General features: G+C 65.7%; 20 protein-coding genes. 10 read left to right on the forward strand and 10 right to left on the reverse strand.

Features of this window, described 5'->3' with window-relative positions; all coding sequences use genetic code 11:
- Positions 1 to 76: 76 nt before the first annotated feature.
- The 10 genes from KVT37_RS21640 to KVT37_RS21685 form a co-directional block, all read right to left on the reverse strand.
- Positions 77 to 1699: an ABC transporter substrate-binding protein gene (locus tag KVT37_RS21640; protein WP_217576797.1), complete on the reverse strand. Its 1623-nt coding sequence runs from the start codon at positions 1697 to 1699 to the stop codon at positions 77 to 79.
- A 28-nt stretch (positions 1700 to 1727) separates the two neighbouring features.
- Positions 1728 to 2648, reverse strand: coding sequence for an ABC transporter permease (locus tag KVT37_RS21645; protein WP_217576799.1), 921 nt, complete (start codon positions 2646 to 2648; stop codon positions 1728 to 1730).
- Between the two features lie 2 nt (positions 2649 to 2650).
- On the reverse strand, positions 2651 to 3499 hold the full coding sequence (locus tag KVT37_RS21650) for an ABC transporter permease (RefSeq protein WP_217576801.1): 849 nt from the start codon (positions 3497 to 3499) through the stop codon (positions 2651 to 2653).
- Positions 3500 to 3505: 6 nt separating this feature from the next.
- On the reverse strand, positions 3506 to 4090 hold the full coding sequence (locus tag KVT37_RS21655; RefSeq protein ID WP_217576803.1) for an ANTAR domain-containing protein: 585 nt from the start codon (positions 4088 to 4090) through the stop codon (positions 3506 to 3508).
- Positions 4087 to 5226, reverse strand: coding sequence for a transporter substrate-binding domain-containing protein (locus KVT37_RS21660; RefSeq protein ID WP_217576805.1), 1140 nt, complete (start codon positions 5224 to 5226; stop codon positions 4087 to 4089). The genes KVT37_RS21655 and KVT37_RS21660 overlap by 4 nt, the downstream gene beginning before the upstream one ends.
- Positions 5227 to 5481: 255 nt before the next feature.
- Complete coding sequence (locus tag KVT37_RS21665) at positions 5482 to 7260, reverse strand: ABC transporter ATP-binding protein (protein ID WP_217576807.1); 1779 nt, start codon at positions 7258 to 7260, stop codon at positions 5482 to 5484.
- Positions 7257 to 8276 (reverse strand): glycosyltransferase family 2 protein, encoded by a 1020-nt coding sequence (locus KVT37_RS21670; RefSeq protein ID WP_217576809.1) that lies wholly within the window; start codon positions 8274 to 8276, stop codon positions 7257 to 7259. The genes KVT37_RS21665 and KVT37_RS21670 overlap by 4 nt, the downstream gene beginning before the upstream one ends.
- Positions 8273 to 9379, reverse strand: a complete 1107-nt coding sequence (locus tag KVT37_RS21675) for a glycosyltransferase family A protein (protein WP_217576811.1) — start codon at positions 9377 to 9379, stop codon at positions 8273 to 8275. Before KVT37_RS21675 ends, KVT37_RS21670 begins: the two co-directional genes overlap by 4 nt.
- A complete protein-coding gene (locus KVT37_RS21680; RefSeq protein WP_217576889.1) occupies positions 9376 to 10530 on the reverse strand; it encodes an acyltransferase in 1155 nt (384 codons plus the stop codon). Before KVT37_RS21680 ends, KVT37_RS21675 begins: the two co-directional genes overlap by 4 nt.
- 446 nt (positions 10531 to 10976) lie before the next feature.
- Positions 10977 to 12623, reverse strand: coding sequence for a pilus assembly protein (locus tag KVT37_RS21685; protein ID WP_217576814.1), 1647 nt, complete (start codon positions 12621 to 12623; stop codon positions 10977 to 10979).
- Positions 12624 to 13138: 515 nt separating this feature from the next.
- Here KVT37_RS21685 and rpsF point away from each other — a divergent pair.
- From rpsF to purF, 10 genes are all read left to right on the forward strand, one after another.
- Positions 13139 to 13633, forward strand: coding sequence for a 30S ribosomal protein S6 (gene rpsF / locus KVT37_RS21690; RefSeq protein WP_217576820.1), 495 nt, complete (start codon positions 13139 to 13141; stop codon positions 13631 to 13633).
- Positions 13633 to 13881, forward strand: a complete 249-nt coding sequence (gene rpsR, locus KVT37_RS21695; protein WP_006203718.1) for a 30S ribosomal protein S18 — start codon at positions 13633 to 13635, stop codon at positions 13879 to 13881. The genes rpsF and rpsR overlap by 1 nt, the downstream gene beginning before the upstream one ends.
- Positions 13882 to 14098: 217 nt before the next feature.
- Entirely contained in the window at positions 14099 to 14683 is a 585-nt protein-coding gene (gene rplI, locus KVT37_RS21700; RefSeq protein ID WP_217576822.1) for a 50S ribosomal protein L9, read from the forward strand.
- A 226-nt stretch (positions 14684 to 14909) separates the two neighbouring features.
- The gene (locus KVT37_RS21705) at positions 14910 to 16205 is read left to right on the forward strand and encodes a cyclopropane-fatty-acyl-phospholipid synthase family protein (RefSeq protein ID WP_217576824.1); all 1296 of its coding nucleotides are present in this window, start codon (positions 14910 to 14912) and stop codon (positions 16203 to 16205) included.
- A 67-nt stretch (positions 16206 to 16272) separates the two neighbouring features.
- Positions 16273 to 16596 (forward strand): YnfA family protein, encoded by a 324-nt coding sequence (locus KVT37_RS21710; RefSeq protein ID WP_217576826.1) that lies wholly within the window; start codon positions 16273 to 16275, stop codon positions 16594 to 16596.
- Positions 16597 to 16599: 3 nt separating this feature from the next.
- Positions 16600 to 17562 (forward strand): small ribosomal subunit Rsm22 family protein, encoded by a 963-nt coding sequence (locus KVT37_RS21715; RefSeq protein ID WP_217576828.1) that lies wholly within the window; start codon positions 16600 to 16602, stop codon positions 17560 to 17562.
- A gap of 235 nt (positions 17563 to 17797) precedes the next feature.
- Positions 17798 to 19288 (forward strand): replicative DNA helicase, encoded by a 1491-nt coding sequence (locus KVT37_RS21720; RefSeq protein WP_217576830.1) that lies wholly within the window; start codon positions 17798 to 17800, stop codon positions 19286 to 19288.
- A gap of 232 nt (positions 19289 to 19520) precedes the next feature.
- Positions 19521 to 20924 (forward strand): DNA repair protein RadA, encoded by a 1404-nt coding sequence (gene radA, locus KVT37_RS21725; protein WP_217576832.1) that lies wholly within the window; start codon positions 19521 to 19523, stop codon positions 20922 to 20924.
- A 42-nt stretch (positions 20925 to 20966) separates the two neighbouring features.
- Entirely contained in the window at positions 20967 to 21653 is a 687-nt protein-coding gene (locus tag KVT37_RS21730) for a CvpA family protein (RefSeq protein WP_217576834.1), read from the forward strand.
- Positions 21654 to 21767: 114 nt separating this feature from the next.
- The gene (purF, locus tag KVT37_RS21735; RefSeq protein WP_217576836.1) at positions 21768 to 23249 is read left to right on the forward strand and encodes an amidophosphoribosyltransferase; all 1482 of its coding nucleotides are present in this window, start codon (positions 21768 to 21770) and stop codon (positions 23247 to 23249) included.
- Positions 23250 to 23264 lie beyond the last annotated feature (15 nt).

Consider the following 23264-nt stretch of genomic DNA (forward strand, 5'->3'; position numbering starts at 1 on the left):
CGCCCTCCCGTTTGGCGGCATCATTGAAAGGCGGCCGGCGGCGGACTGAACGCCCGCCACCGGGAAATGAGACGGCCTATTTGTTCACATAGATCGCTTCGTAATCGATGACGCGGGTGGGATCGATGTAGATCTCGTCCGGGCCGCCCATGCGCTTGGACTTGGCCACCACGCGGCGCTCGTTGAAGACCGGAATCCAGGGCGCGTCATTGGTCTGGATGTCGGTGAAGATCTGCGCCCAGGCCTTGTTGCGCTCCTCGGCCTTGGCCGGCACCGGCATGGCGTCGGCGGCCTGGCCGCGGGCATCGATGTCCTTGTTGCAGTACCACGACCAGTTCCAGCCGCCGGCCACCGCGCTGCCGCAGCCGAGGATCGGCCCATAGAAGTCGGATGGGTCCGGGAAGTCGGCGATCCAGCCGAGCCCGCCGGACCAGACCATCGGCGCCTGCCCCTGCGTGCCGCCGGCGGCGATGACGTTCGGATTGGCCACCGCCTTGATCTCGGCCTTGACGCCGATCGCGGCCAGATCCTGCTGGATCGCCTGGGTGATGCGCGGCTGCGGGTCGGTGTTGGAGGTGTAGATTTGAGTGGCGAAGCCATCCTTCAACCCGGCTTCGGCGAGCCGCGCCTTGGCCTTTTCCGGGTCGTAGGCATAGCCCTTGTAGTTCTGGTCGTAGCCCGGCATCAACGGCGGCAGGACCTGGCTCGCGGGCGTGGCGCGGCCGTTGATGATGCGCACGATGCGGTCCTTGTTGATGGCCATGTTGACCGCCTGCCGCACCTTGGCGTTGTCGAAAGGTTTTACCTGCGTGTTCAAGGTGACATAGCTCGTTTCAAGCTGCTGGCGGTCGACGATCATGCCCTCGAACTCCGGCGACTTCTTCATCTCCAGGAATTTCGCCGGCGGGATGCCGTCGCCGGCGATGTCGACCTCGCCCTTCTGCAGGCGCAAGAGCGCCACCAGCGGCTCCTGGCCAACCTCGATCGTGAAAGAGTCGACATGCGGCCGCTCCTTGATGAAATAGTCGGGGTTCTTCACGAAGACGAGGCGCTGGCCGATCGTCCACTCCTTCAGCGTGAAGGCGCCGGAGCCGACCGGGTGCTTGCCGAAGTCGCCATTGGCGGCTTCCACAGCCTCCTTCGGCACGACGGACGCGAAGTTGAGCGCCAGCACGTTGAGGAAGGTGGCGTCGGGCTGCGACAGGGTGAACCTCACCGTGTGATCGTCGATCGCCGTGATGCCCTCCATCGTGTCGGCGGTGCCGGCCGTCATCTTGTCGGCGCCGGTGATCGAGTGGAAGAAGCCGGCGCCCGGACCTTGCGTCTTCGGATTGACCGCGCGCTCGATGGACCACTTGACGTCCGCCGCCGTCACCGCGCGGCCGTTGGTGAACTTGACCCCGGGATGCAGCTTGAACGTGTAGACCTTGCCGTCGTCGGAGACGTCGTAGCTGTCGGCAAGCGAGGGCCCCAGTTCCGTCGTGCCCGGCTTGTAGTCGACCAGGCGCGAGAACAGGGCGTTGATCATCGACCAGTTCTGCCAGTCATAGCCGATGGCAGGGTCGAGCGTGGCGATGTCGTCCTTGTAGGTGACGATGATGTCGCCGCCATTGGTCGGCGTGTCGGCGAAGGCGGCGGGCACCAGGGCCGAACTGGCGAGCAAGGCCGCGAGGCCTATTCTTCTGACGAATTTATACATGAGTTCACTCCTCTGTTGGTCTTGTTGGTTATTGGCTGCGGATGCGGGGATCGACGAACGGGGCGACAAAATCGGCGAGCAGATTGCCGAGCACGATGGCCAGCGCCGAGACCAGGGTGACGCCCATGATGATGGGCACGTCGACCTGCTGGATGGCCTGCCAGGCAAGCTGGCCGATGCCGGGCCAGCCATAGACTGCCTCGACCACCACCACGCCGCTCATGAACTGGCCGATGTCGATGCCGACCATGGCGATGATCGGCAGAAGCGCGTTGGGCAGCGCGTGGCCGAGCACGACGCGGCCGCCGCTGAGGCCCTTGGCGTGAGCCGTGCGCACATAGTCCTGACGCAGCACCTCTATCATGGCGGAACGCACCATGCGCGCGTACCACCCGGCGCCGAGCACGCCGAGGGTGACCGCCGGCAGCACGACATGCCTTGCCGTGCCGAAGCCGGACATTGGGAACCAGCCGAGCGTGGCGGCAAAGACATAAAGAAGCAGCAGCGCTACGACGAATTGCGGCGACGAGACACCGACGAAGGAGAGCATCATGATGGCGCGGTCGACGAAGCCGCCGCGCCGGACCGCCGCGATGATGCCGAAGGTCAGGCCGAGCGCCACCTCGACGACGATGCCGGCGGCCATCAGCACGAGCGTCGCCGGCAGCCGCGCCAGGATCAGCGGCAGCACTTCGGTCTTCTGCGTGTAGGAGCGGCCGAGATCGCCATGCAGCAGGTTGCCGACATAGTGCAGGAACTGCATGACCAAAGGCTGGTCGAGGCCTAGCTCATGCCGGATGGCGGCTACCATCTGCGGCGTCGCGGAGCGGCCGGCGATCAGCACGGCGGGATCCGCCGGCAGGCAATAGAGCAGCAGGAAGGTGATGGCGGCGACGCCGAGCAGGATCAGGGCGGCCTGGACGAGGCGGCGGGCGAGGAAGGCGGCCATCGTCACAGCCTCCCGCGCTGCGTCGGATCGAGGATGTCGCGCAGCGCGTCGCCGATCAGGTTGAAGGACAGCGCCGTGGCGAGGATGATCGCGCCGGGGATGAACACCAGCCAGGGCGCGTCCTGGAAGTAGCTCTGGCTCTCGAAGATGATGTTGCCCCAGGAGGGCTGCGGCGGCTGCACGCCGATGCCGAGGAAGGACAATGTCGCCTCGAGCAGCACCGTGGTGGCGATGCCGAGCGTGCCCCAGACGATCGCCGTCGGCATCAGATGCGGCAGGATGTGGAAGACGATGATGCGGCCGTTGCCGGCGCCCAGCGAACGCTCGGCGAGGATGAAGTCACGCTCCACCAGGCCGCGCGTTTCGGTATAGACGATGCGGGCGACCTGCACCCAGTTCACCAGGGCGATCACCATGGCGACGATCCACAGGCTGGGCTTCAACAGCGCCGCCAGTGCGATCGCCAGAAGCAGTGCCGGAAAGGCCATCATCAGGTCGGTGAAGCGCATCAGGAGATTGCCGGCGGTGCCGCGCAGATAGCCGGCGAGCAGCCCGACCAGAAGCCCGATCGCGACGGCGACGCCGTTGGCGACGAGACCGATGATCAGCGAGGTGCGGGCGCCGAACAGCACGCGGGCGAAGAGGTCGCGGCCGAGCGTGTCGGTGCCGAAGAAATGGCCGCCGCCGGGCGGCAGCGGCGCGCCTTCGAGCGACAGGCCGTCGGCCAGCTGGTCGTCCGGCGAGAAGTGCGCGATCCATGGCGCGAAGATCGCCGCCAGCAAAACGATCGCGACCACGATCAGCCCGAACAGGGCGGAAGGCCGTCTTACAAGTTCGCGCAGAACTCGCATGGCAGCCTACATCGCTCGCGGCACGGGCTCGTGCCCGGCGACGATTGCTACGGCGACGTGCTCGACGGTGAGCCGGCGCTGCATGGCGAGGCGACAGAGCGTGCGATAGGCAGCGGTCTCATCGCCGCCCTGCGCGGCCATGATCGAGCGCATCGCGTCGTAGACGATCGGCCGCAGCCGCAGACGCTCCTCCAGGCCGGCAATGCGCGCCCTGACCGCGGTGCGCTCGTGATGGGCGTGCGTGGCGAGCACCAGCGCCGGATAGACCGAGGAAGCGGCGACCGGCTTGGCGATGAGCGCGCCGGCGCCCTTTTCGAGCGCCCAGGCGATGCGGCCCGGCGCTTCGGAGCCGAGCAGCGCGACCACCGGGACGGGCGCCTCATCGCCGGCCCATGGCAAGAGATCGTCCCACCCCTGGTCGGCGTCGACCAGGACGATGTCCGCCGCCGTTTCGGTGAGATCGAGCGGTTTCCACTGCACCAGGACAGTCACGCCGAGACGTTCGAGCTGACGCGTCAGGCGCTCGATGTTGTCGTCGGCGCGATGCAGGATCGCGGCGCGCCAGGAAACGAAATTCGGTGTCCGCGTCATTGCACGACCCTCAGATGCGGAGCGTGCTCATTGGCCAGCGTGCCGACAAGGTAAGGGTCGGCTACGATCGCGCCACGCGAGGCGATGACGTCGAAGCCGGACTGCTCGTTGATGCGGCCGAGATTGAAGGGCAAGGCCGCATGGTTGGTCCGCGGGTCGATGGCCAGCATTCCGAGCACGGTCTGCCGCGGCCTGGCATGCAGGAAGCCGCGCACGCTGGCCGGATCGTCGCGATCGGCCTCGGTGACCGCCTCGGCGCAGAGTTTTACGGCGGCATAGGCGCCGGCAAAGAAGCTGGAGACGCGGCGCCCGGCGCCGAAACGGGCAGCGACGCGCTGCTTGAAGATCCGGTTTTCGCGCGATTCCAGGCTCTCGAAGTAAGAGGCCGTCGAGAGTTGACCGACGGCTATGCCCGGGTCGATCTCGCCCAGCTCGCACTCCGTCAGATCGCAGCTCAGCACCGGGCAGCGTTCCGGCGCGAAGGCGGGATCGCGGTCGGCCAGCCGGCGCACGGCGGCCAGGAAGGCATAGCTCGACGGGCCGATCATGTTGTTGAGGATGAAATCGGGCCGGTGGCGTTCCAGATCGGCGATCAGCAGGCCGACATCGGTCTCCTCGATCGGCAGGTAGCGCTCGCCGAGCACCTCGCCGCCGGCGCGGGTGAGAAGCTCGCGCGCCAGCCGGTTCATCTCCCAGCCCCAGACGTAGTTGGCGCCGGCGAGATAGACGCGCTTGCCGTGGCGAGGCAGCATGTAGTCGAACAGCGGTATGAGATGCTGGTTGGGACAGGCGCCGGTGTAGATGACGTTCTCGTTGGCCTCGAAGCCCTCGTAGGGGCAGATGTACCAGAGCAGCCCGTCATATTTCTCGACCAACGGGATGACGTCCTTGCGCGACAAGGAGGTGATGGTGCCGATCACGTTGCGGCATTGATCGTCGCGCAGCATTGTGCGGATCAGGTCGAGGTAGCGCTCGGGCTGGCCCGCGGGATCGCCGAAGACCGGCTCGATGTGCACGGGGCCGCCGGCCTGCTCCAGTTCCTCGATGGCGAACTCGGCGCCGGCGCGGCAGTCGCGGCCGATCGCCCCGTAGGGACCGGTTGTCGAATAAAGGATGCCGACCCTGAACGTCTTCACCCGGACCTCAAAAATCAAAGGCCCCGCACGCGCCCCATGCTGCCATGAGACGCGGCGGGGCCATGCTGCCCTTACCCGGCCTAGCCGGGCGCGATTTCTTACGCAGGAAAATGTGCGCTTGCGAAATAGAACACGAGCAGGCGCACGCTTGTCAACGGCCACGCGCTGGAATGGGCCGCGATGGCGCTACGCGCGACCTTCGACATAGGAGATGATGACGAATTGGATTGGCCGCGAGCCCAGCTGCCCCTGCCCTCACTCGGGCCGATACAGCTCGTCCATGCTGAGCGCCGCCAGCTCGGAGAACGGCGCCTGTTTCTTCACCCTGCCATGCTCCAGGATCACCAGGTCGTCGCAGAACGAGATCGTGCTGCGGTGGTGGCTGATGACGATCGTGGTGCGGCGGCCGGCGCGCGACTTCAGCGTTTCGACGATCGCGGCTTCCGAAAGGCCGTCCACCGCGTTGGTGGCCTCGTCGAGAATCAAGATGTCGGGATCGCGCACCAGGGCACGGGCGAGCGCGATGCGCTGCCTTTGGCCGGCCGAAAGGTTGACGCCGCGATAGCCGACGACCGTCTGGTAGCCTTGCGGCAGCGTTTCGATGAAGCCATGCGCCTCGGCAAGTTCGGCCGCGCGGCGGGCCTCGTCGGCTGTGGCCGTGTCCTTGCCGTAGGTGATGTTGGCGAGGATCGTGCCGTCGACCAGTTCCAGCTCCTGGCTGGCTAGAGCGATGTTGCGGCGCCAGTCGGCCGGATCGATCTCGCCGAGCGATGCCCCGTCGACAAGGATCCTGCCCCCATCCGGCTCGACGAAGCGGCAGAGCAGGTTGACGATCGTCGTCTTGCCGGCGCCGGAGCGGCCGATCAGCGCGGTCGAGCGCCCGCTCGTGATGTCGAAGCTTGCCGCATGCAGCACCGCGGCACGCTGCTCCTCATTGGCATAGCTGAAGCTGACGCGCTCGAAGGCGATTTTTTCGCTCAAGGCGGCGAATGGCCGGCTGCCCTCGGGCGGCGCCGGCTTGCCTTCGGGGTCGAGCAGCCAGGTCACCTCCTCCAGCGAGCCGGAAAGCCCCTGCAGCTGGCTCCAGGTCATCTGCAGCGACCTGACATGCGGCTGCAGGCGGTAGAGCAGGATGAGGAAGGCGGCGACCAGCGGGAAGCTCAAGCCGGCGAACCAGGCGCCGATCACCACCGCCAGGAACAGCATGGCGTGCAGCACTTCGGTCAGCGGCCCCAGGGCGCCCTGGCGGTTGGAAAGCAGGAAAGCCGCCCGCCGCACCCCGTCCGATGCCTTTTCGAACGCCGCCTTCTCGCGCGCCTCCTGGCCGAAGATGCGGATCAGCCGGCCGGCATGCACCAGATGCAGCATCTGCGAGGCCAATGCGCTGTTGCGCGCCGCGACGCTGCGGCTGGGTGCCCTGAGATGCGCCGACAGCGCCATATGCGCCGCTTGGATCAGCGCCAGCCCGAGCATCACCAACAGCGTCATCTGCCAGGAGAGCAGGAGAAGGAAGGCAAGCAGGATGATGGCCGCCGAGGCGCTGACGATGGCGCCAAGCGCCCCCTGGATGGCGTCGGAGGCGCGCCAGGATTCGTTGGAGATGATGTTGAGCAGCCGCCCGGGGCTCTGTCTCAGAAAGAAGGGATAGCCGATATTGAGAAGACGATCGGCGAGCGCGCCGCGTATCGACTGGCTGGCCTTGCCGTAGATATGGGCGGTCAGCACCGAATTGGCGAAGGCGAGCAGGTTCTTGAGCAGGATCGAGGCGAGGATCGCGGCCGCAATCGCGATCAGCCGCTCGCGCTCGCCGAGCCCTGCGCCGACCGTCTGCAGGAGCGCGGAAAGGCCGGCCATGCCGGTCGCCTCGCTGTGCCCCAGCATGACGCCGAGCAGCGGGATGACGAGCCCGATGCCCAACCCTTCCAGCGCGGCACTGGCGAGCCCGAGCACGACGACGACGGGCACAAGGCCGAACTGACGCCGCCCGAGCGCGCGCCGCACGATCGACCAGGCAGGGGCTTTGGGTCCGGTCATCGCGCACTGGCCTCCGCGCTGGCCTCAACGGTCTCCTCGACGCGTTGCGCTGGCCGGTCCGGACGTCTGGCAAGCACGAGCAGTGCAAACTTCGCCGCGCCCGCGAGGTTCATCAGCACGATCGGCCAATGCGACAGCCTGAGCTCCTGGTCGAAACGCGGCCCGCCGATGAGCTCGCGCGTGGCGGCCCGCATCGCCCAATAGAAGTGCCGGAGCAGCCAGGGTGCGCGGCGCATGTGCTTCAGGCAGAGCGCGCCGTTGCCGAAATGGTAGTCCCGGTGCAGCCGGTCGATCGCTTTGCGGTCGCGCCGGCCGTGATGGTGGAAGATGGTCATGTCGGGCACATATTCGACCGGTATGCCGGCGAGCATGGCGCGCACCAGATAGTCGGTGTCCTCGGCCGAGCGCAGCGCCCCGCCGGCGCCGAAGCGTTCGTCGAAGGGGCCGACGCGGATGGCGACGTCGCGATGCATGGTCATGTTGCAGCCAAGCACGAAGCCGCCCGGATGGACGGTGGGCGTCAGCCGCTCGCGCTTGTCGCAGCGCTTGATGGTAAAGGGCAGGTCCCTGGCGTCGCCGATCTCGACGCGGCCGCCGCGGATCAGCCACTTCTCGCCGCTCGCATAGTGCCGTTCGAGGTCGACGAGGTAGTTGCGGTCGAGCCTGCAGTCGTCGTCGACGAAGACCAGCACGCGTCCGCGCGCGTGCGCCAGCCCGGCATTGCGCGCCGCCGCCAGTCCGGGGCGAGGCTCCGAGATCGCGGTCAGCGTGATGTCGGACGCCGTGGCTGCCGATGCAAGAAATTCGGTCGTGCCGTCACGCGAGCCATTGTCGACCACCACCAGCTCGGCGGCGAAGGCCGGATGCGCCCGGCAGGCGGCGCGGATCGAGTCGATGCAGGCCTCGAGCACCGCGAGGCGGTCGCGTGTGCAGACGATGAAGGAAACCTGCGGCCGCCGCTGGACGGGCGATGGCGGAGCAAGGTGCCGCAGCAGCGGATGGCGCTCGGCCCTCATGCCGCCCCCATCCAATAAGGTGCGAGCACCGACGACGCCGGAGCGGATTTGAAGCGGTAAGCCATCCAGTCCGCGCGCCGGCCGGCCCACATCGAGGCCTGGCTCAGCCAGGGCGCCCAGGCGCCCGGGCTGAGCGCGTATTTCTCGCGGCGGCGGATCGCATTCCACTTCCCTGTCAGCGTCAGGAGCTCGTGGGTCAACGCAGGCCGCTGCCGGTCGTTGACGAGCTGGTAGAGGAAATAGAACAGGTTCAGCGCGCCGGCCGCGAAGCTCGGCCGCGACGCGGCGGGCAAGCCGGCGATCCGCTCCTCCAGGGCGCGGATGAAGGCGGCTGCGCGGCGCACACTGTCGAGGGAAGCATCGTCGCCGACGGCGCGCAGGTCGGCGCTTTCCTCAGCCAACCCCTCCGCCTCGAGATTTTCGCCGACGATCCGCAAATGCGTGCGCCGCATCTCGCTGCCGTGCAGGCTGGTCACGCTGCCGGGATGCAGGCGGTAGACAAGCAGGCTTTCCGGCATCACGGCCACCGGATAGCGGCCGGCGAGCCGCCGGAAGAGGTCGAAATCCTCGGCATGCCGGTAGCCGCCGTCGTAATAGAGGTCCGCCGCGTCGATGACCCGGCGGTTATAGACCACGGTCGGATGCATGAGGAGCGTGAAGAATTTCGACAGCACGGGAAGGCTGAGCCGGAACACGGGATCGAGCCGGCCCTTGGCGATGCGGCCGTGCAGCAGCGTGTCGACCACCGAGCCGCAGAAGCCGAGCTCGGGCCGCGCGGCAAACAACGCCGCCTGCCGCGACAGGCGCCAGGGATAGGCGAAGTCGTCGGCATCCATGCGGGCGATGAGCTCGCCGCGGGCCACCGTCAGCCCCTCGTTGAGGCTGGCGACGAGCCCGCGATTCTCGCGCGAAATGATGGAGACGCGGCTGTCGTCGCGGCGATAGCGTTCGAGGATCTCCAGCGACCGGTCAGTCGAGCCGTCATCGATGGCGATGACTTCGAGCCGGTCGTAGTCCTGGCGCAGCATCGAGCCGATCGCGGCGGCGACGTAGGGCTCGGCATTGTAGACCGGCAGCAGGACGGAGATGAGCGGGCGTGTCATGGATAGCTCCGGTCCGTCGGCTGCAAATCGAGTGCCGCTTTTGCGCCGGGATAGTTGGCGCCGAATCGCCGGACTTCGCCCGGCGCGCGCGGCCGCGCCACATAGGGAAAATAGCGCTTGAAGCTGTTGAGCGGCTTTTCGAAAAGCACCCAGGAGAGCGAGGCGGCTATCACCGTGGCGGCGCCCGCGACCAGGAACCGGCCCGGCCCCTCTTCCGAGACGTTGAGCGGTATCCAGGGCTGCGCCTTGACGGCATAGGCGAGCAGGATCGGGTGGTAGAGATAGACGCCGTAGCTGATGCGGCCGAGGAAAAGCAGCGGAGGCAGTTCACAGAGCCTGCCGAGCTTGCCGCCGAGACCGTTCGAGAAGGCAGCGACGATCGCCATCAGCGGCACCAGCGGCAGCACCTGCACCAGCACCCAGCGCGGCCACTCCCAGGCCGAATTCGCCGGCCCCGGATCGGACCAGACGACAAGCAGGAAAACCGCCGCCAGGGCCGGCCAGCCAAGCCGCATCCAGCGCGGCACGTCAGCGCCCCGGGCGCGGCGGGCGGCAAGCAGCGCGCCGCAGGCGAGCGCGTCCATCGAGGCAGGCGGCAACAGGTCCCGGGCCAGCGCCGGGTTGGCGGCGATCGGCCAGTAGAAGCGGTAGGCGAGCGAGAAGGCGATCACGCCGATGGTGATCGCCTCGATGCGCCTGCGCGGCGCCAGAAGCACGATCAGCGGCCAGGCGACGTAGAATTGCTCCTCGATGCTGAGGCTCCAGAAGTGACAGAGCAGCCAGGGCGTCCAGTCGTTGCGATGCGCGTACCAGAAGTTGGAGAGATAGAGCGCATGCCAGACAAGCGAGGATCTGGCCTGTTCCAGATCGGTGAACCAGACGAAGGCCAGCACCGCGAAATAAGGCGGGAATATCCGGAGCGCGCGCCTGGCATAGAAGGAGCGCAGCGCCGTCCCGGCGGCAAATTGGTCAGCGTCGCGCGCCTCCAGCAAAAGCCTGGTGATCAGGAAGCCGGAGAGCACGAAGAAAAGCCGCACGCCGAGATGGCCGAGGAAGGACGTGCCGTCGGGCGCGAAGAAATGCGAGTAGAGCACGAGCGTGACGGCAAGCGCCCGCAGCGTGTCAAGCTGGAGGTCGCGACCGCCGGCCATCATTCGCAGCCGCTGGCGCTGACGACGTGACCCAAGCCGCCTGCCGCAACATCCGTGACGGTCAACGGAAACCGCAAGCCTGCCGACTCCTGAACGCATATTTGCCTACGCTAAAGCACTGCAGCACAAAATGGTGCGCTGCAACACAGAATAGGTATCCGGCTGAACGGAAACGTGATGCCGGTTCCCGAAAATGCCATGCCCATGCCACTATTCCGCCCCTTTTGGCGAAGCGGCAATTCGCCGATCAATGCGGGGGTGCATCAGGCTTTCGAAATGCCCCTGGAGACTGGAAGCGTTCTGGCTTGAAGAGGACCGTTAGGCCCTTTCGATGTTGCGACGCAATTTGAAGTGAGCAGACTTCCGAGAGGACTTCAGGGAGTTCCAATGCTCCTGCTGTCGGGGATCGCTACCGGCGCGCCTTCGGGATGCCGGAGTGCCCCTCGTCAGTTGGTGAGTTGCAGCCTGGAGAACTTGTTGGCGATGGTCTGGAAGACGTTGGGCAGCTTGGCCGGGTCCTCGACGGCGTAGTAGTCGCTCGGGTCGGACGCGCAGGCGCTGTAGAGCGAACGGTTGGCCGGCGTGTCGGCCTGCAGCACCATGGTGTAGAGCTGCACGCCCTGGCTCTTCAATTGGGTGCAGACATCCTTGGTCCAGCCGTCGACGTTGCGCGCCGCCGCCGTCTGGTTGTCGGAGCCGAAGCGGCCGCTGGCGAGATAGCCATAGGATGTGTAGTCCGATTTCTGAGGCGTGTTGCTGGCGCCGTAGACGACGTTCTCGCCATCGGTGAGCAGCATCACTACCTTGGTGACGCCCGGCGTCTTCCAGGGCGATGCGTCGGTGTAGGGCGGCTGCGGCGACAGCACACGCTGGCCCCAGGCCAGCCCCTCCGAGACATTGGTGCCGGAGCCGTTCCATTCGCTCATCTGGGAGGCGGCGGCGCGCAGGCCGTCGAAATCGTCGGTCAGCGGAACGATCGGCGTCGGGCAGGCGCGGTTCGGCCCGATGGTGACCGCGCTGCCGGTCTCCGTGACCACCTTGTTGGTCGAGGCGACATATTTCGCGATCTTCTTCAAATCGGCGCCGGTGAGCGCATTGACCAGGCCGGTCAGCAGGCCGCTGAGATCGACGCCCAGTATGTTGTCGCTGAGCTTGCTGTCGTCGATGCTGTCGTCGAGGTAGGAGTTGTTGTAGCCGGTCGACGAATTGCCGTAGGCGGCGGACGGCTTCTTGGCGACATCCGGATCGTCGGGGGCGAAATAGGGCACGAACAGCGTGTCGGGATTGGATGGGTCGGGCGGCGTGTCAGATATGTTCAGCGCGCCCGGACGCGCCTCGACGCAGCCTTTCCAGCCGGTCCCCTTCCAGCCCGTCTGCTTCAAGGCGGGAACATCCTTCTGAAGCTGCTTGAACAGCGACATGTGATCGGGGCGCTTGCCTTTGACGACAGGGAAATTGATGCCGTTGGTGGACGACTTGCCGTTCATGTCGATCCAGGCCGGGTCGAATTCGGGACCGTTGACGTTGACGGCGGTGACGAAAGGCACCAGCGAGGCGCGAACGGGACGCGTCGGCGACTTGACCGCTTCGAGATAGTCGAGCAGCGACGTCGTCGCCTGTCTCAGCGCGGCGATGCGCGCGCCAGCCATGGAACCGGTGTTGTCCAGCACCAGCACCACTTCGAGCTGGTTGTTGGATTCGACCGCCGATGCGTTGACGCTGATGTGTCTCTCGTCACCAAACAGGAAGGCGAAGTTCAGGTTCACGTCGGCGCTGGCGGAGGCTTTGGTCTTGACGTAGTTGACGCCTTTGTCGACGACGAGCGTGGCCTTTGCATTGGCAAGTTCGCCGTTGTTGGCGACATTGGCCTGGAAATAGCGGTTGAAGGCGTCGCTGCGCGTCACATCCGCATCGCCGAGATGCGAGGAGGCAAGGTTGGCGGCGTCGAGGGCGTTTTGGAGATTGCTCTTGGCCCGCATCAGCGTCGAGACGTCGGTGGCAAATGCCACCGCGGTCAGGATCGCCGGCACGCCCAGCGCCAGCATCAACGCGAAATTGCCGCTCCTTGAGCGCCAAAACTGCCTGAGAAGCATTTCCTACCCCCGGAATTGCTCGATTTTCCGCCGCAATACGGCCCGCGCGCTTCTCATGCGCCCTTCATGATAAACGGCTGGTTACAACCAGATACAACCTTGTGTGGTGGTTAAAACGCCATTACCGGAAAATCGATAAAATCCGCTGCTGGCTAACGTTGGCGTTTTTTCAACGGCAGAATTGAAGGTATGGCAGGCCGCGCCTGACGGCACAGAGGAAAGAGCCCGACCGCGGAGCCCGCGACATTGGTGACGCCGGCCGGGCCTTGCCTTCCTGGCGAATTGCTATATAGACGCCCGCAATCTGCCGGTCCTTGCTGGGGGCTGAACGGAGGGCCGTGGCTTTTTCGAAGGTCGCGACACGAAGCCAGATGCGCTTCCGGCCTCCCGTGTCTCCGCTCTCGACCGTCTCGCGATGCTCCTTTCTTCCCCGCTCTCGATGATCGGGTCAGACAAGTTGCAGAGGCTTAGCCGCGAGGGCCGGACGGAGAAACGAAGAAAGGCACTAAAACATAATGGCTCTTTACGAACATGTGTTTCTTGCCCGGCAGGACCTGTCGCAGCAGCAGGTTGACGCGCTTGTCGAACAGTACAAGGGCGTCATCACCGCGAATGGCGGCTCGGTCGGCCGGATCGAGAACTGGGGACTGAAGTCCCTCACCTACCGGGTCAAGAAGAACCGGAAGGCTTACTACACGCTGATGGACATCACCTGCCCGCCGGCCGCGCTCAACGAAATGGAGCGCCAGATGGGCCTGTCCGAGGACGTCCTTCGCTTCCTGACCGTCAAGGTCGAAGCGCATGAGGAAGGCGCTTCGGCGATGATGCAGAAGCGCGAAGAGCGCTCCGAGCGCGGCGGCTTCGGCGACCGTGAGCGTGGCGATCGTGGCCCGCGTTCCTTCGGCGACCGCGACCGCGGCGACCGTGGTCCGCGTTCGTTCGGCGACCGCGAAGGCGGCGACCGTGGCCCGCGCCGTCCGCGCGAAGGCTTTGAAGGGGGTGCAGAATAATGGTCGACATCAACCAGATCCCGACCCGGCGCCCGTTCCACCGCCGCCGCAAGACCTGCCCGTTCTCCGGCGCCAACGCCCCGAAGATCGACTACAAGGACGTGCGTCTTCTGCAGCGCTACATCTCCGAGCGCGGCAAGATCGTGCCCTCGCGCATCACCGCCGTCAGCCAGAAGAAGCAGCGCGAGCTCGCCAAGGCGATCAAGCGCGCCCGCTTCCTCGGCCTGCTGCCCTACGTGGTTCGCTAAGATCTCCGAAGCGGGCGGCTCGCTGCCCGCTTCTTTCACCCATGGCGACGGGCGCCGCTGGGTCTCGATCAAAATCCCGAGTTGGGGCCAATTGCCTCTAACTGCCAAGACAGGCAGGACAGCGACAAGAGCGGCGACGCCGCGCCAAGCTTCCTGACCTGTTCCAATTCATTCAGCGCCGATCGAACGGTCGGCGCACAGACGAAGGAACGAAACCATGGAAGTCATTCTCCTCGAGCGCATCTCCCGCCTCGGCCAGATGGGCGAAACCGTGAAGGTCAAGGACGGGTTCGCCCGCAATTTCCTTTTGCCGCAAGGCAAGGCGCTGCGCGCCAACGAAGCCAACAAGAAGAAGTTCGAGGGCCAGCGCGCCCAGCTCGAAGCCCGCAACCTCGAGCGTAAGTCGGAAGCCACGCAGGTCGCCGAAAAGCTCGACGGCAAGAGCTTCATCGTCGTGCGCTCGGCCGGCGAGACCGGCCAGCTCTACGGCTCGGTGTCGACCCGCGACATCGCCGACCTGCTCATTGCCGAAGGCTTCACCGTCAACCGCAACCAGATCGAGCTCAACCAGCCGATCAAGACCATCGGCCTCTCCAATGTGGCGATCGCGCTGCATCCGGAAGTCGAGGTCACCGTGACGCTCAACGTCGCGCGTTCGGCCGACGAGGCGGAGCGCCAGGCCAAGGGCGAGACGCTGACCACCGCCGAAGCCATCTATGGCGACGACATCAACGACAACGCCCGGCCGGAGAATTTCTTCGACCCGAACGCCGAGTTCGAGGGCGGCGAAGAGAACGCCTGATCGACCACACAACCGAAGCATCGCTTCGGTTCGCCGTCCTCCAGAATCTTCTGGACTAACGCCCGGGTCTACGACCCGGGCTTTTTTGTGCCAAACGGAACTTTTCGACACCCTATATCTTGTGCACATTACAGCGTGGCGCGTCGATTGGACGCGGGCAACGCGCTGTGGCATTTTGGCATTCCAGTCCGATTACCGGGTGATCCGACTGAGGGGACATTTGGTCATGAATATCCTGTTGAAACACGTTCTGGAGCGCCTGGTACGGGCCGGCGACCTCAAGGTGACCGGGCCCAAGGGCACGACGCACAAGTTCGGCGACGGCAGCGGCGAGCCGGTGCATATCCACATCAAGAGCATGCATGCCGAGCGCGCCATCAGCTTCGACCCGATGCTGGCGGTGCCCGAGGCGTATATGGACGGCGAACTGGATGTGCTCGAAGGCGGCGTGCTGGGGCTGATGCGCATCGCGTTCCAGAACATGGGCTCGAGCGGCATCGACGTGTCCTGGTCGAAGGCGATCGAGGGTCTGCGCCATGCCTTCCGCCGGCTGCAGCAGATCAACACCGCCACGCGCTCGCGCCGCAACGTGCAGCGCCACTACGACCTGTCGGGCGAGCTCTACAAGCTCTTCCTCGACGAGGACATGCAGTATTCCTGCGCCTATTTCGAGCAGCCCGACATGACGCTGGACGAAGCGCAGCTTGCCAAGAAGCGCCACATTGCCGCGAAGCTGCGGCTCAAGGCCGGCCAGACCGTGCTCGACATCGGCTCCGGCTGGGGCGGGCTCGGCCTCTATCTCGCCAAGATCTTCGATGTCGACGTGCAGGGCGTCACGCTCTCCACCGAACAGCATGGCGTCGCCACCGACCGCGCGCATGCGCAAGGCCTCCAGGACCGCGTGCATTTCGAGCTCAAGGACTATCGGCACATCAACGAGCGCTTCGACCGCATCGTCTCGGTCGGCATGTTCGAGCATGTCGGCGTCAACCATTACCGAACCTTCTTCGACAAGACCGCGACGCTGCTCAAGCCGGACGGCGTGATGCTGCTCCACACGATCGGCCGTTCCGGCGTGCCGTGGGCGACCAGCGCCTTCGTCCGCAAATACATTTTCCCGGGCGGCTACATCCCGGCGATGTCGGAGGTGATGCCGGCGATCGAGAAGTCGGGCCTCGTGGTGACGGACATAGAAATCCTGCGGCTGCACTATGCCGATACGCTGAAGCACTGGGGCGCACGCTTCGCCGCCAACCGCGACAAGGCCAAGGCGATCTATGACGAGCGCTTCTGCAGGATGTGGGAGTTCTATCTCGCCGCCTCGGAAGCCGCCTTCCGCTGGCAGGATCTGGTGATCTTCCAGTTCCAGATCGCCAAGAAGAACGACACGCTGCCGGTGACGCGCGACTATATCGCCAAGTGCGAGAAAGCATCGGAGCTGCGCGACCGCGGCCACCAGGAGCCGGAAGCGCCCGCTGCCCCGCCGGCCAAGCCGACGCGCAGGCGCAAGGCGGTGGAATAGGCAAGCATTGCCGCTTGCCATTGTGGCCTGACGCCACGAAAAAGGTCTCGTTCGCGAGACCTTTTTCATGACCTACCTCATCTACATCGCAGCAGCGCTTGCCGAGATCGCCGGCTGCTTTTCGTTCTGGGCATGGTGGCGGCTGGAGAAGTCGCCGCTCTGGCTTCTTCCGGGCCTCGTCTCGCTGGCGCTGTTCGCCTTCCTGCTGTCGCTGGTCGACACCGACGCGGCGGGCCGCGCCTACGCCGCCTATGGCGGCATCTATATCGCCGCTTCGCTCGTCTGGCTGTGGCTGGTCGAAGGCGTGCGCCCCGACCGCTGGGATCTGGCGGGCGCGGCGCTTTGTATCGTCGGCGCCTCGGTCATCCTGCTCGCGCCTCGGGGAGCTTAAGCCGTGGAATTGCCCGCCCCGCTCCGCCAAGGCGTCGACAGCCTGCTGGAAAAAGTGCCGCTGGCCACGCTGAGGCAGGCCGCGAAGACGCTTTCGGAACGCTATCGCGCCGAGCTGCGCGACGGCCGCCTGCACATGGGCGAGGACATGGCGGTCAAGGCCTATCTGGCGACGCGGCTGCCCGCCACCTATGCCGCCGTGCGCGCCAGCCTCGAAGCGTTGACCGAGGCCCGTCCCGGTTTCCGGCCGGCGAGCCTGCTCGATATCGGCGCCGGACCTGGCACCATGCTTTGGGCCACACTCGATGCATGGCCCGAGCTGGAACGGGCGGTTCTGGTCGAGGCAAGTGCCGCCGTGCGCAAGACCGGGCAGTCGCTGGCGCAAGGCGCGATCGCCACCCGCACCGAATGGATCGCCGGCGACGCGACCATCGATCTTGACGGCATCGAGCCCGCCGACCTGGTCAGCGCCGCCTATGTGCTGGACGAGATCGCGCCTCTATCGCTGCCGAAGCTCACCGACCGCCTCTGGCGGCTCACGGCCGACACGCTTCTCATCGTCGAGCCCGGCACGCCCGCCGGCTGGCAGCGCGTCCTTGCCGCGCGGCAGCAACTGATCGCGGCCGGCGCGCATATACTGGCGCCCTGTCCGCACAGATCGCCCTGCCCGCTCGCGCCGCCCGACTGGTGCCATTTCGCGCGCCGCGTCGCCCGCTCGCGCCTGCATCGCCTGGTCAAGGAGGCCGAGGTGCCGTGGGAGGACGAGAAATTCATCTATCTCGCCGCCTCCAGGCAGCCTGCGCCGGCGCGCCCGGCGCGGGTGATCGCGCCGGCAAAAGGCGGCTCCGGCAAGGTGGTGCTGAAACTCTGCCGGCCCGACGGCAGCGCCGGCGAGCAGCTGTTCAGCAAGCGCGACGGCGAGTTGTTCAAGGCCGCGCGGCGGGCGGACTGGGGCGATACCGTATAGTGGCCAAGGCTCAGCTGCCGGCTTGATTTTGTTCTTTATTTGTTCTATTCATTCCAACGAATCACAATCCAAGTCAAATGGATTCGAAGCACGGGAATTTTGTCCTGTGGACGGCCTGCCACTCCTGTGAACATTGGGCATCAAACCGGTTGGGCCGAGGAGTGTTGCAGAAAGGTCAGCACCCGATCCGTCTCCTTCTGATATCGAGGAAGGCGGGATCGAAATCGGGGACATCATGGCAGAAGCGGCGAGAAAATTCGGCGCGGCGGAGACGCCGCTTTATCGCGAGGCACCGAACAATATCGAGGCCGAGCAGGCGCTGCTCGGCGCCATCCTCGTCAACAACGACGCCTTCTACCGTGTCTCGGACTTCTTGAAGCCGGCGCATTTCCACGAGCCGCTGCACCGCCGCATCTTCGAGGTGGCGTCCGAGCTCATCCGCATGGGCAAGATCGCGACACCGATCACGCTGAAGACCTTCCTGCCGGCCGACGAGAAGGTCGGCGACATGACGGTGGCGCAATATGTGGTGCGGCTGGCGGTCGAAGCCGTCACCGTCGTCAACGCCACCGACTATGGCCGCGCCATCTACGACCTTGCGACCCGCCGCGCGCTGATCACCGTCGGCGAGGACATGGTCAACATCGCCTATGACGCGCCGGTCGACATGTCGCCGTCCGACCAGATCGAGGACGCCGAGCGGCGCCTGTTCGAGCTCGCCGAAACCGGCCGCTATGACGGCGGCTTCGAAAGCTTCAACGACGCGGTCAAGACCGCTGTCGACATGGCCAACGCCGCCTATATGCGCGACGGCCATCTGTCCGGCATCTCGACGGGCCTGCGCGACCTCGACCGCCGCATGGGCGGCCTGCAGCCCTCCGACCTGATCGTGCTGGCCGGGCGTCCGGGCATGGGCAAGACGTCTCTCGCCACCAACATCGCCTTCAACATCGCCGAGGCCTACCGGCCGGCGCAGCAGGCCGACGGCACCTTCAAGGCCGCCAATGGCGGCGTCGTCGGCTTCTTCTCGCTGGAAATGTCGTCGGAGCAGCTCGCCACCCGCATCATTTCCGAGCAGACCGAGATCTCGTCGTCGAAAATCCGCCGCGGCGAGATCACCGAGATGGATTTCGAAAAGCTCGTCGCCTGCTCGCAGACGATGCAGAAGATCCCGCTGTTCATCGATCAGACCGGCGGCATCTCGATCGCGCAGCTTTCCGCCCGCGCGCGCCGGCTGAAGCGGCAGCGCGGCCTCGACCTCATCGTCATCGACTATATCCAGCTGATGCAGGGCTCGAGCGCCAAGTCCTCGCAGAACCGCGTGCAGGAAATCACCGAGATCACCACCGGCCTGAAGGCGCTGGCCAAGGAACTCGGCGTGCCGATCATCGCGCTGTCGCAGCTGTCGCGTCAGGTCGAAAGCCGCGACGACAAACGCCCGCAGCTATCGGACCTGCGCGAATCCGGCTCGATCGAACAGGACGCCGACGTGGTGCTGTTCGTCTATCGCGAGGAGTATTACCTCAAGAACCGCGAGCCGAAGCTCGGAACCGACGAATACATCAAGTGGGAAAACGAGATGAACGAGGCGCGCGGCAAGGCCGAGTGCATCGTCGCCAAGCAGCGCCACGGACCGACGGGCACCGTCAGCCTCGCCTTCCACGGGGAATTCACGCGGTTTTCGGACCTGGCGGAAGAGCATCATCTGCCGGAGAGGTTTGAGTGAGCGTTTTGGCCCACGTCAGCGCTCCGTCACACCCCCCTCTGTCCTGCCGGACATCTCCCCCGCAAGGGGGGAGATTGGCTGTTACCACGACCTTCGCCAATCGCCGACGTTGCAAAAAGAGCGCCGGTGGCCAAGCTGCTGATCTCCCCCCTTGCGGGGGAGATGGCCGGCAGGCCAGAGGGGGGTGGGCGGGAACGCCAGCCTTCGAAAATTTGCGGTTGGCACAGCCCTGATGGCCAAATCGCGCGTTCAGTTCATCTGCCAGAATTGCGGCTCGGTGCATCAGCGCTGGGCCGGCAAATGCGATGCCTGCGGCGAATGGAACACGCTGGTCGAGGAAGGCACGTCCGGCGGCATCGGCTCGGGACCGGCGAACACGCGCAACGCCCGCAAGGGCCGCGCCGTGGTGCTGACCAGCCTGTCCGGCGATATCGAGGACGCGCCGCGCATCGTTTCGGGCATCGGTGAGCTCGACCGCGCCACCGGCGGCGGTTTTGTCCGCGGCTCCGCGCTTCTGGTCGGCGGCGATCCCGGCATCGGCAAGTCGACGCTGCTGACGCAAGCCGCAGCGGCGCTCGCCTCGAAGGGTCACCGCATCGTCTATGTTTCGGGCGAGGAGGCGGTGGCGCAGATCAGGCTCAGAGCCCAGCGCCTCGGCGTCGCCTCGACGCCGGTCGAGCTCGCCGCCGAAACCAATGTCGAGGACATCCTCGCGACCATCGCCGACGGCAAGCGGCCGGATCTCGTCATCCTCGATTCGATCCAGACGCTGTGGACCGATCTTGCCGATTCGGCGCCGGGCACCGTCACCCAGGTGCGCGCGGCCGCTCAAGCCATGATCCGCTATGCGAAATCCACGGGCGCTGCGATCGTGCTTGTCGGCCATGTCACCAAGGAAGGCCAGATCGCCGGACCGCGCGTCGTCGAGCACATGGTCGACGGCGTGCTCTATTTCGAAGGCGAAGGCAATCATCACTTCCGCATCCTGCGCACGGTGAAGAACCGCTTTGGGCCGACCGACGAGATCGGTGTCTTCGAGATGTCGGACAAGGGCCTGCGCGAGGTCTCCAATCCGTCCGAGCTTTTCCTCGGCGAACGCCACGCGAAATCGCCGGGCGCCGCGGTTTTCGCCGGCATGGAAGGCACCAGGCCGGTGCTGGTCGAAATCCAGGCGCTGGTCGCGCCCTCTTCGCTCGGCACGCCGCGCCGCGCCGTGGTCGGCTGGGACGGCGCGCGGCTGTCCATGGTGCTCGCCGTGCTGGAGGCGCATTGCGGCGTCCGCTTCGGCCAGCACGATGTCTATCTCAACGTCGCCGGCGGCTACCGGATCTCGGAGCCGGCAGCCGATCTCGCGGTCGCCGCCGCACTGGTTTCCTCGCTTACCGGTCTTGCCCTTCCCGCCGATTGCGTCTATTTCGGCGAAATCAGCCTATCAGGCGCGGTGAGGCCGGTTGCGCATGCGCAACAGCGCCTCAAAGAAGCCGAAAAGCTGGGTTTTGGAAGCGCGGTGCTGCCGCTTGGCAGCGAGGAAATTGCCGGGGGGATCGGGGCCGGCGCGTTCCAACCCACCGAGCTTGCCGACCTTGTGGCACGCATAGCCGGCTCACGGCGCAGCCGTGCCGACGACGATGAGTGATGCGGCTCGTCGGGCCGTAAGACAGGAAGTGGGGCGAGGACCATGCCGATTACGCTGCTTGACGGAATTCTCGTCGGCTTCACCCTGGTTTCAGCAATGCTCGCCATGGTGCGCGGCTTCTCCCGCGAAGTGCTGTCGGTGGTCTCCTGGGCAGCGGCGGCGGCGGCGGCGTTCTTCTTCTACAAGCCGGTGCTGCCTTACGTTCAGCCCTATATCGAGAACGACAAGATCGCGATGGCGGCTTCCGCCGGCGTCGTCTTCCTCATCGCGCTGATCGTCGTCTCGGTCATCACCATGAAGCTTGCCGACTGGATCATCGATTCGCGCATCGGCGCGCTCGACCGCACGCTCGGCTTCCTCTACGGCGCGGCGCGCGGCATCCTGGTGGTCGCGGTGGCGCTGCTGTTCTTCAACTGGCTTGCCGGCGCCAAGGCGCCCGCCTGGATCGCCAACGCCAAGTCGCGGCCGCTGCTCGAAACGATCGGCGCCAAGCTCGAGAGCGTGCTGCCGGAAAACACCGAGGAACTGGTCAACAAATACACGCATAAGGGCACGCCGCAGGCCGGCGCGCCGGCAACGGGCGACCAGCCCGCGGCGGAGCCGCCGGCGGCCGGCGACGACAACGCGACGGCGCCAGACGACAGCGAGGGCGACGCCCCGGCCGACAACGAACCGGCCACGCCTGCGCCCGCTCCGGCGCCAGCGCCCGCGCCCGCGCCGGCAAACTGATTTTGGCAGGCTCTCGCGGCCTGCTCTCATCCTATTTGTCAATGCCTGCCGGCATGCGTTGCGTTCGGCGAGCGATGGCCCTATATGGCAGCTTTAGCGGAGCTTGAGCACCAGATGGCAGACTCAACGGCAGACAGAGGCAAAGTCCTTTCCGCCGAGGCCGACGATCATTTCCACGACGAATGCGGCGTATTCGGCATCTTCGGCCGACAGGACGCGGCGGCCATCGTCACGCTCGGTCTGCACGCCCTGCAGCATCGCGGCCAGGAAGCGGCCGGCATCGTCTCCTATGACGGCACCCAGTTCCATGTCGAACGCCATGTCGGCCTGATCGGCGACACCTTCACCAAGCAGCGCGTCATCGACAGTCTGCAGGGCAATCGCGCCATCGGCCACACACGCTACGCCACCACCGGCGGCGCCGGCCTGCGCAACATCCAGCCGTTCTTCGCCGAGCTTGCCGAAGGCGGCCTGGCGGTCGCCCATAACGGCAACCTCACCAACGCGCTCACCGTGCAGCGCGCGCTGCAGAAACAGGGCTCGATCTTCTCGTCGACCTCCGACACCGAGACGCTGCTGCACCTGGTCGCGACCAGCAAGGAGCGCGATCTTAATTCCCGCTTCATCGAGGCGGTGCGTCAGGTCGAAGGCGCCTTCTCGCTGGTGGCGATGACCGCCAAGAAGATGATCGGCTGCCGCGACCCGCTCGGCATCCGCCCGCTGGTACTGGGCGATCTCGACGGCGCCTGGATCCTGGCATCCGAAACCTGCGCGCTCGACATCATCGGCGCCCGCTTCGTGCGCGACATCAAGCCCGGCGAGATGGTGGTCATTACCTCCAAGGGCATAGAGAGCCTGTTCCCGTTCGAGCCGCAGAAGACGCGCTTCTGCATCTTCGAATATGTCTATTTCGCGCGGCCGGATTCGACGGTCGAAGGCCGCAACGTCTACGAAGTGCGCAAGCGCATCGGCGCCGAACTCGCGCAGGAAAGCCCGGTCGAGGCCGACATCGTCGTGCCGGTGCCGGATTCCGGCACGCCGGCGGCGATCGGCTTTTCCCAGGCGGCGGGCATTCCCTTCGAACTCGGCATCATCCGCAACCACTATGTCGGGCGCACCTTCATCCAGCCCGGCGATTCCATCCGCCATATGGGCGTGAAGCTCAAGCACAACGCCAACCGCCGCATGATCGAGGGCAAGCGGGTGGTGCTGGTCGACGATTCGATTGTGCGCGGCACCACCAGCCAGAAGATCGTGCAGATGGTGCGCGATGCCGGCGCCAGGGAAGTGCATATGCGCATCGCCTCGCCGCCGACCAGCGCATCCTGTTTTTACGGCGTCGACACGCCGGAGAAATCGAAGCTGCTCGCATCGCGCATGTCGATCGAGGAAATGGCCGAGTTCATCCGCGTCGACTCGCTCGGCTTCCTTACCATCGACGGCCTTTACCGCGCCGTCGGCGAAGCGCGCCGCGACAACGACCAGCCGCAATTCTGCGACGCCTGCTTCACCGGACAGTACCCCACCCGCCTGCTCGACTTCGAAGGCCACGACAATGTGCGCACGCTGTCGCTGCTGGCTTCGAGCGGGTCGTAAGCCGGTCCATCTTAC

Origin of the sequence: Mesorhizobium sp. GbtcB19 (assembly GCF_019091085.1) — a bacterium.
GTDB lineage: Bacteria > Pseudomonadota > Alphaproteobacteria > Rhizobiales > Rhizobiaceae > Mesorhizobium.

What these genes read in the sequence shown, in the direction of transcription:
- KVT37_RS21640 (WP_217576797.1), bottom strand. Translation starts at nt 1,699, where the DNA reads ATGTATAAATTCGTCAGAAGAATAGGCCTCGCGGCCTTGCTCGCCAGT.
- KVT37_RS21645 (WP_217576799.1), bottom strand. Translation starts at nt 2,648, where the DNA reads ATGGCCGCCTTCCTCGCCCGCCGCCTCGTCCAGGCCGCCCTGATCCTG.
- KVT37_RS21650 (WP_217576801.1), bottom strand. Translation starts at nt 3,499, where the DNA reads ATGCGAGTTCTGCGCGAACTTGTAAGACGGCCTTCCGCCCTGTTCGGG.
- KVT37_RS21655 (WP_217576803.1), bottom strand. Translation starts at nt 4,090, where the DNA reads ATGACGCGGACACCGAATTTCGTTTCCTGGCGCGCCGCGATCCTGCAT.
- KVT37_RS21665 (WP_217576807.1), bottom strand. Translation starts at nt 7,260, where the DNA reads ATGACCGGACCCAAAGCCCCTGCCTGGTCGATCGTGCGGCGCGCGCTC.
- KVT37_RS21670 (WP_217576809.1), bottom strand. Translation starts at nt 8,276, where the DNA reads ATGAGGGCCGAGCGCCATCCGCTGCTGCGGCACCTTGCTCCGCCATCG.
- KVT37_RS21675 (WP_217576811.1), bottom strand. Translation starts at nt 9,379, where the DNA reads ATGACACGCCCGCTCATCTCCGTCCTGCTGCCGGTCTACAATGCCGAG.
- KVT37_RS21680 (WP_217576889.1), bottom strand. Translation starts at nt 10,530, where the DNA reads ATGGCCGGCGGTCGCGACCTCCAGCTTGACACGCTGCGGGCGCTTGCC.
- KVT37_RS21685 (WP_217576814.1), bottom strand. Translation starts at nt 12,623, where the DNA reads ATGCTTCTCAGGCAGTTTTGGCGCTCAAGGAGCGGCAATTTCGCGTTG.
- rpsF (WP_217576820.1), top strand. Translation starts at nt 13,139, where the DNA reads ATGGCTCTTTACGAACATGTGTTTCTTGCCCGGCAGGACCTGTCGCAG.
- rpsR (WP_006203718.1), top strand. Translation starts at nt 13,633, where the DNA reads ATGGTCGACATCAACCAGATCCCGACCCGGCGCCCGTTCCACCGCCGC.
- rplI (WP_217576822.1), top strand. Translation starts at nt 14,099, where the DNA reads ATGGAAGTCATTCTCCTCGAGCGCATCTCCCGCCTCGGCCAGATGGGC.
- KVT37_RS21705 (WP_217576824.1), top strand. Translation starts at nt 14,910, where the DNA reads ATGAATATCCTGTTGAAACACGTTCTGGAGCGCCTGGTACGGGCCGGC.
- KVT37_RS21710 (WP_217576826.1), top strand. Translation starts at nt 16,273, where the DNA reads ATGACCTACCTCATCTACATCGCAGCAGCGCTTGCCGAGATCGCCGGC.
- KVT37_RS21720 (WP_217576830.1), top strand. Translation starts at nt 17,798, where the DNA reads ATGGCAGAAGCGGCGAGAAAATTCGGCGCGGCGGAGACGCCGCTTTAT.
- radA (WP_217576832.1), top strand. Translation starts at nt 19,521, where the DNA reads ATGGCCAAATCGCGCGTTCAGTTCATCTGCCAGAATTGCGGCTCGGTG.
- KVT37_RS21730 (WP_217576834.1), top strand. Translation starts at nt 20,967, where the DNA reads ATGCCGATTACGCTGCTTGACGGAATTCTCGTCGGCTTCACCCTGGTT.
- purF (WP_217576836.1), top strand. Translation starts at nt 21,768, where the DNA reads ATGGCAGACTCAACGGCAGACAGAGGCAAAGTCCTTTCCGCCGAGGCC.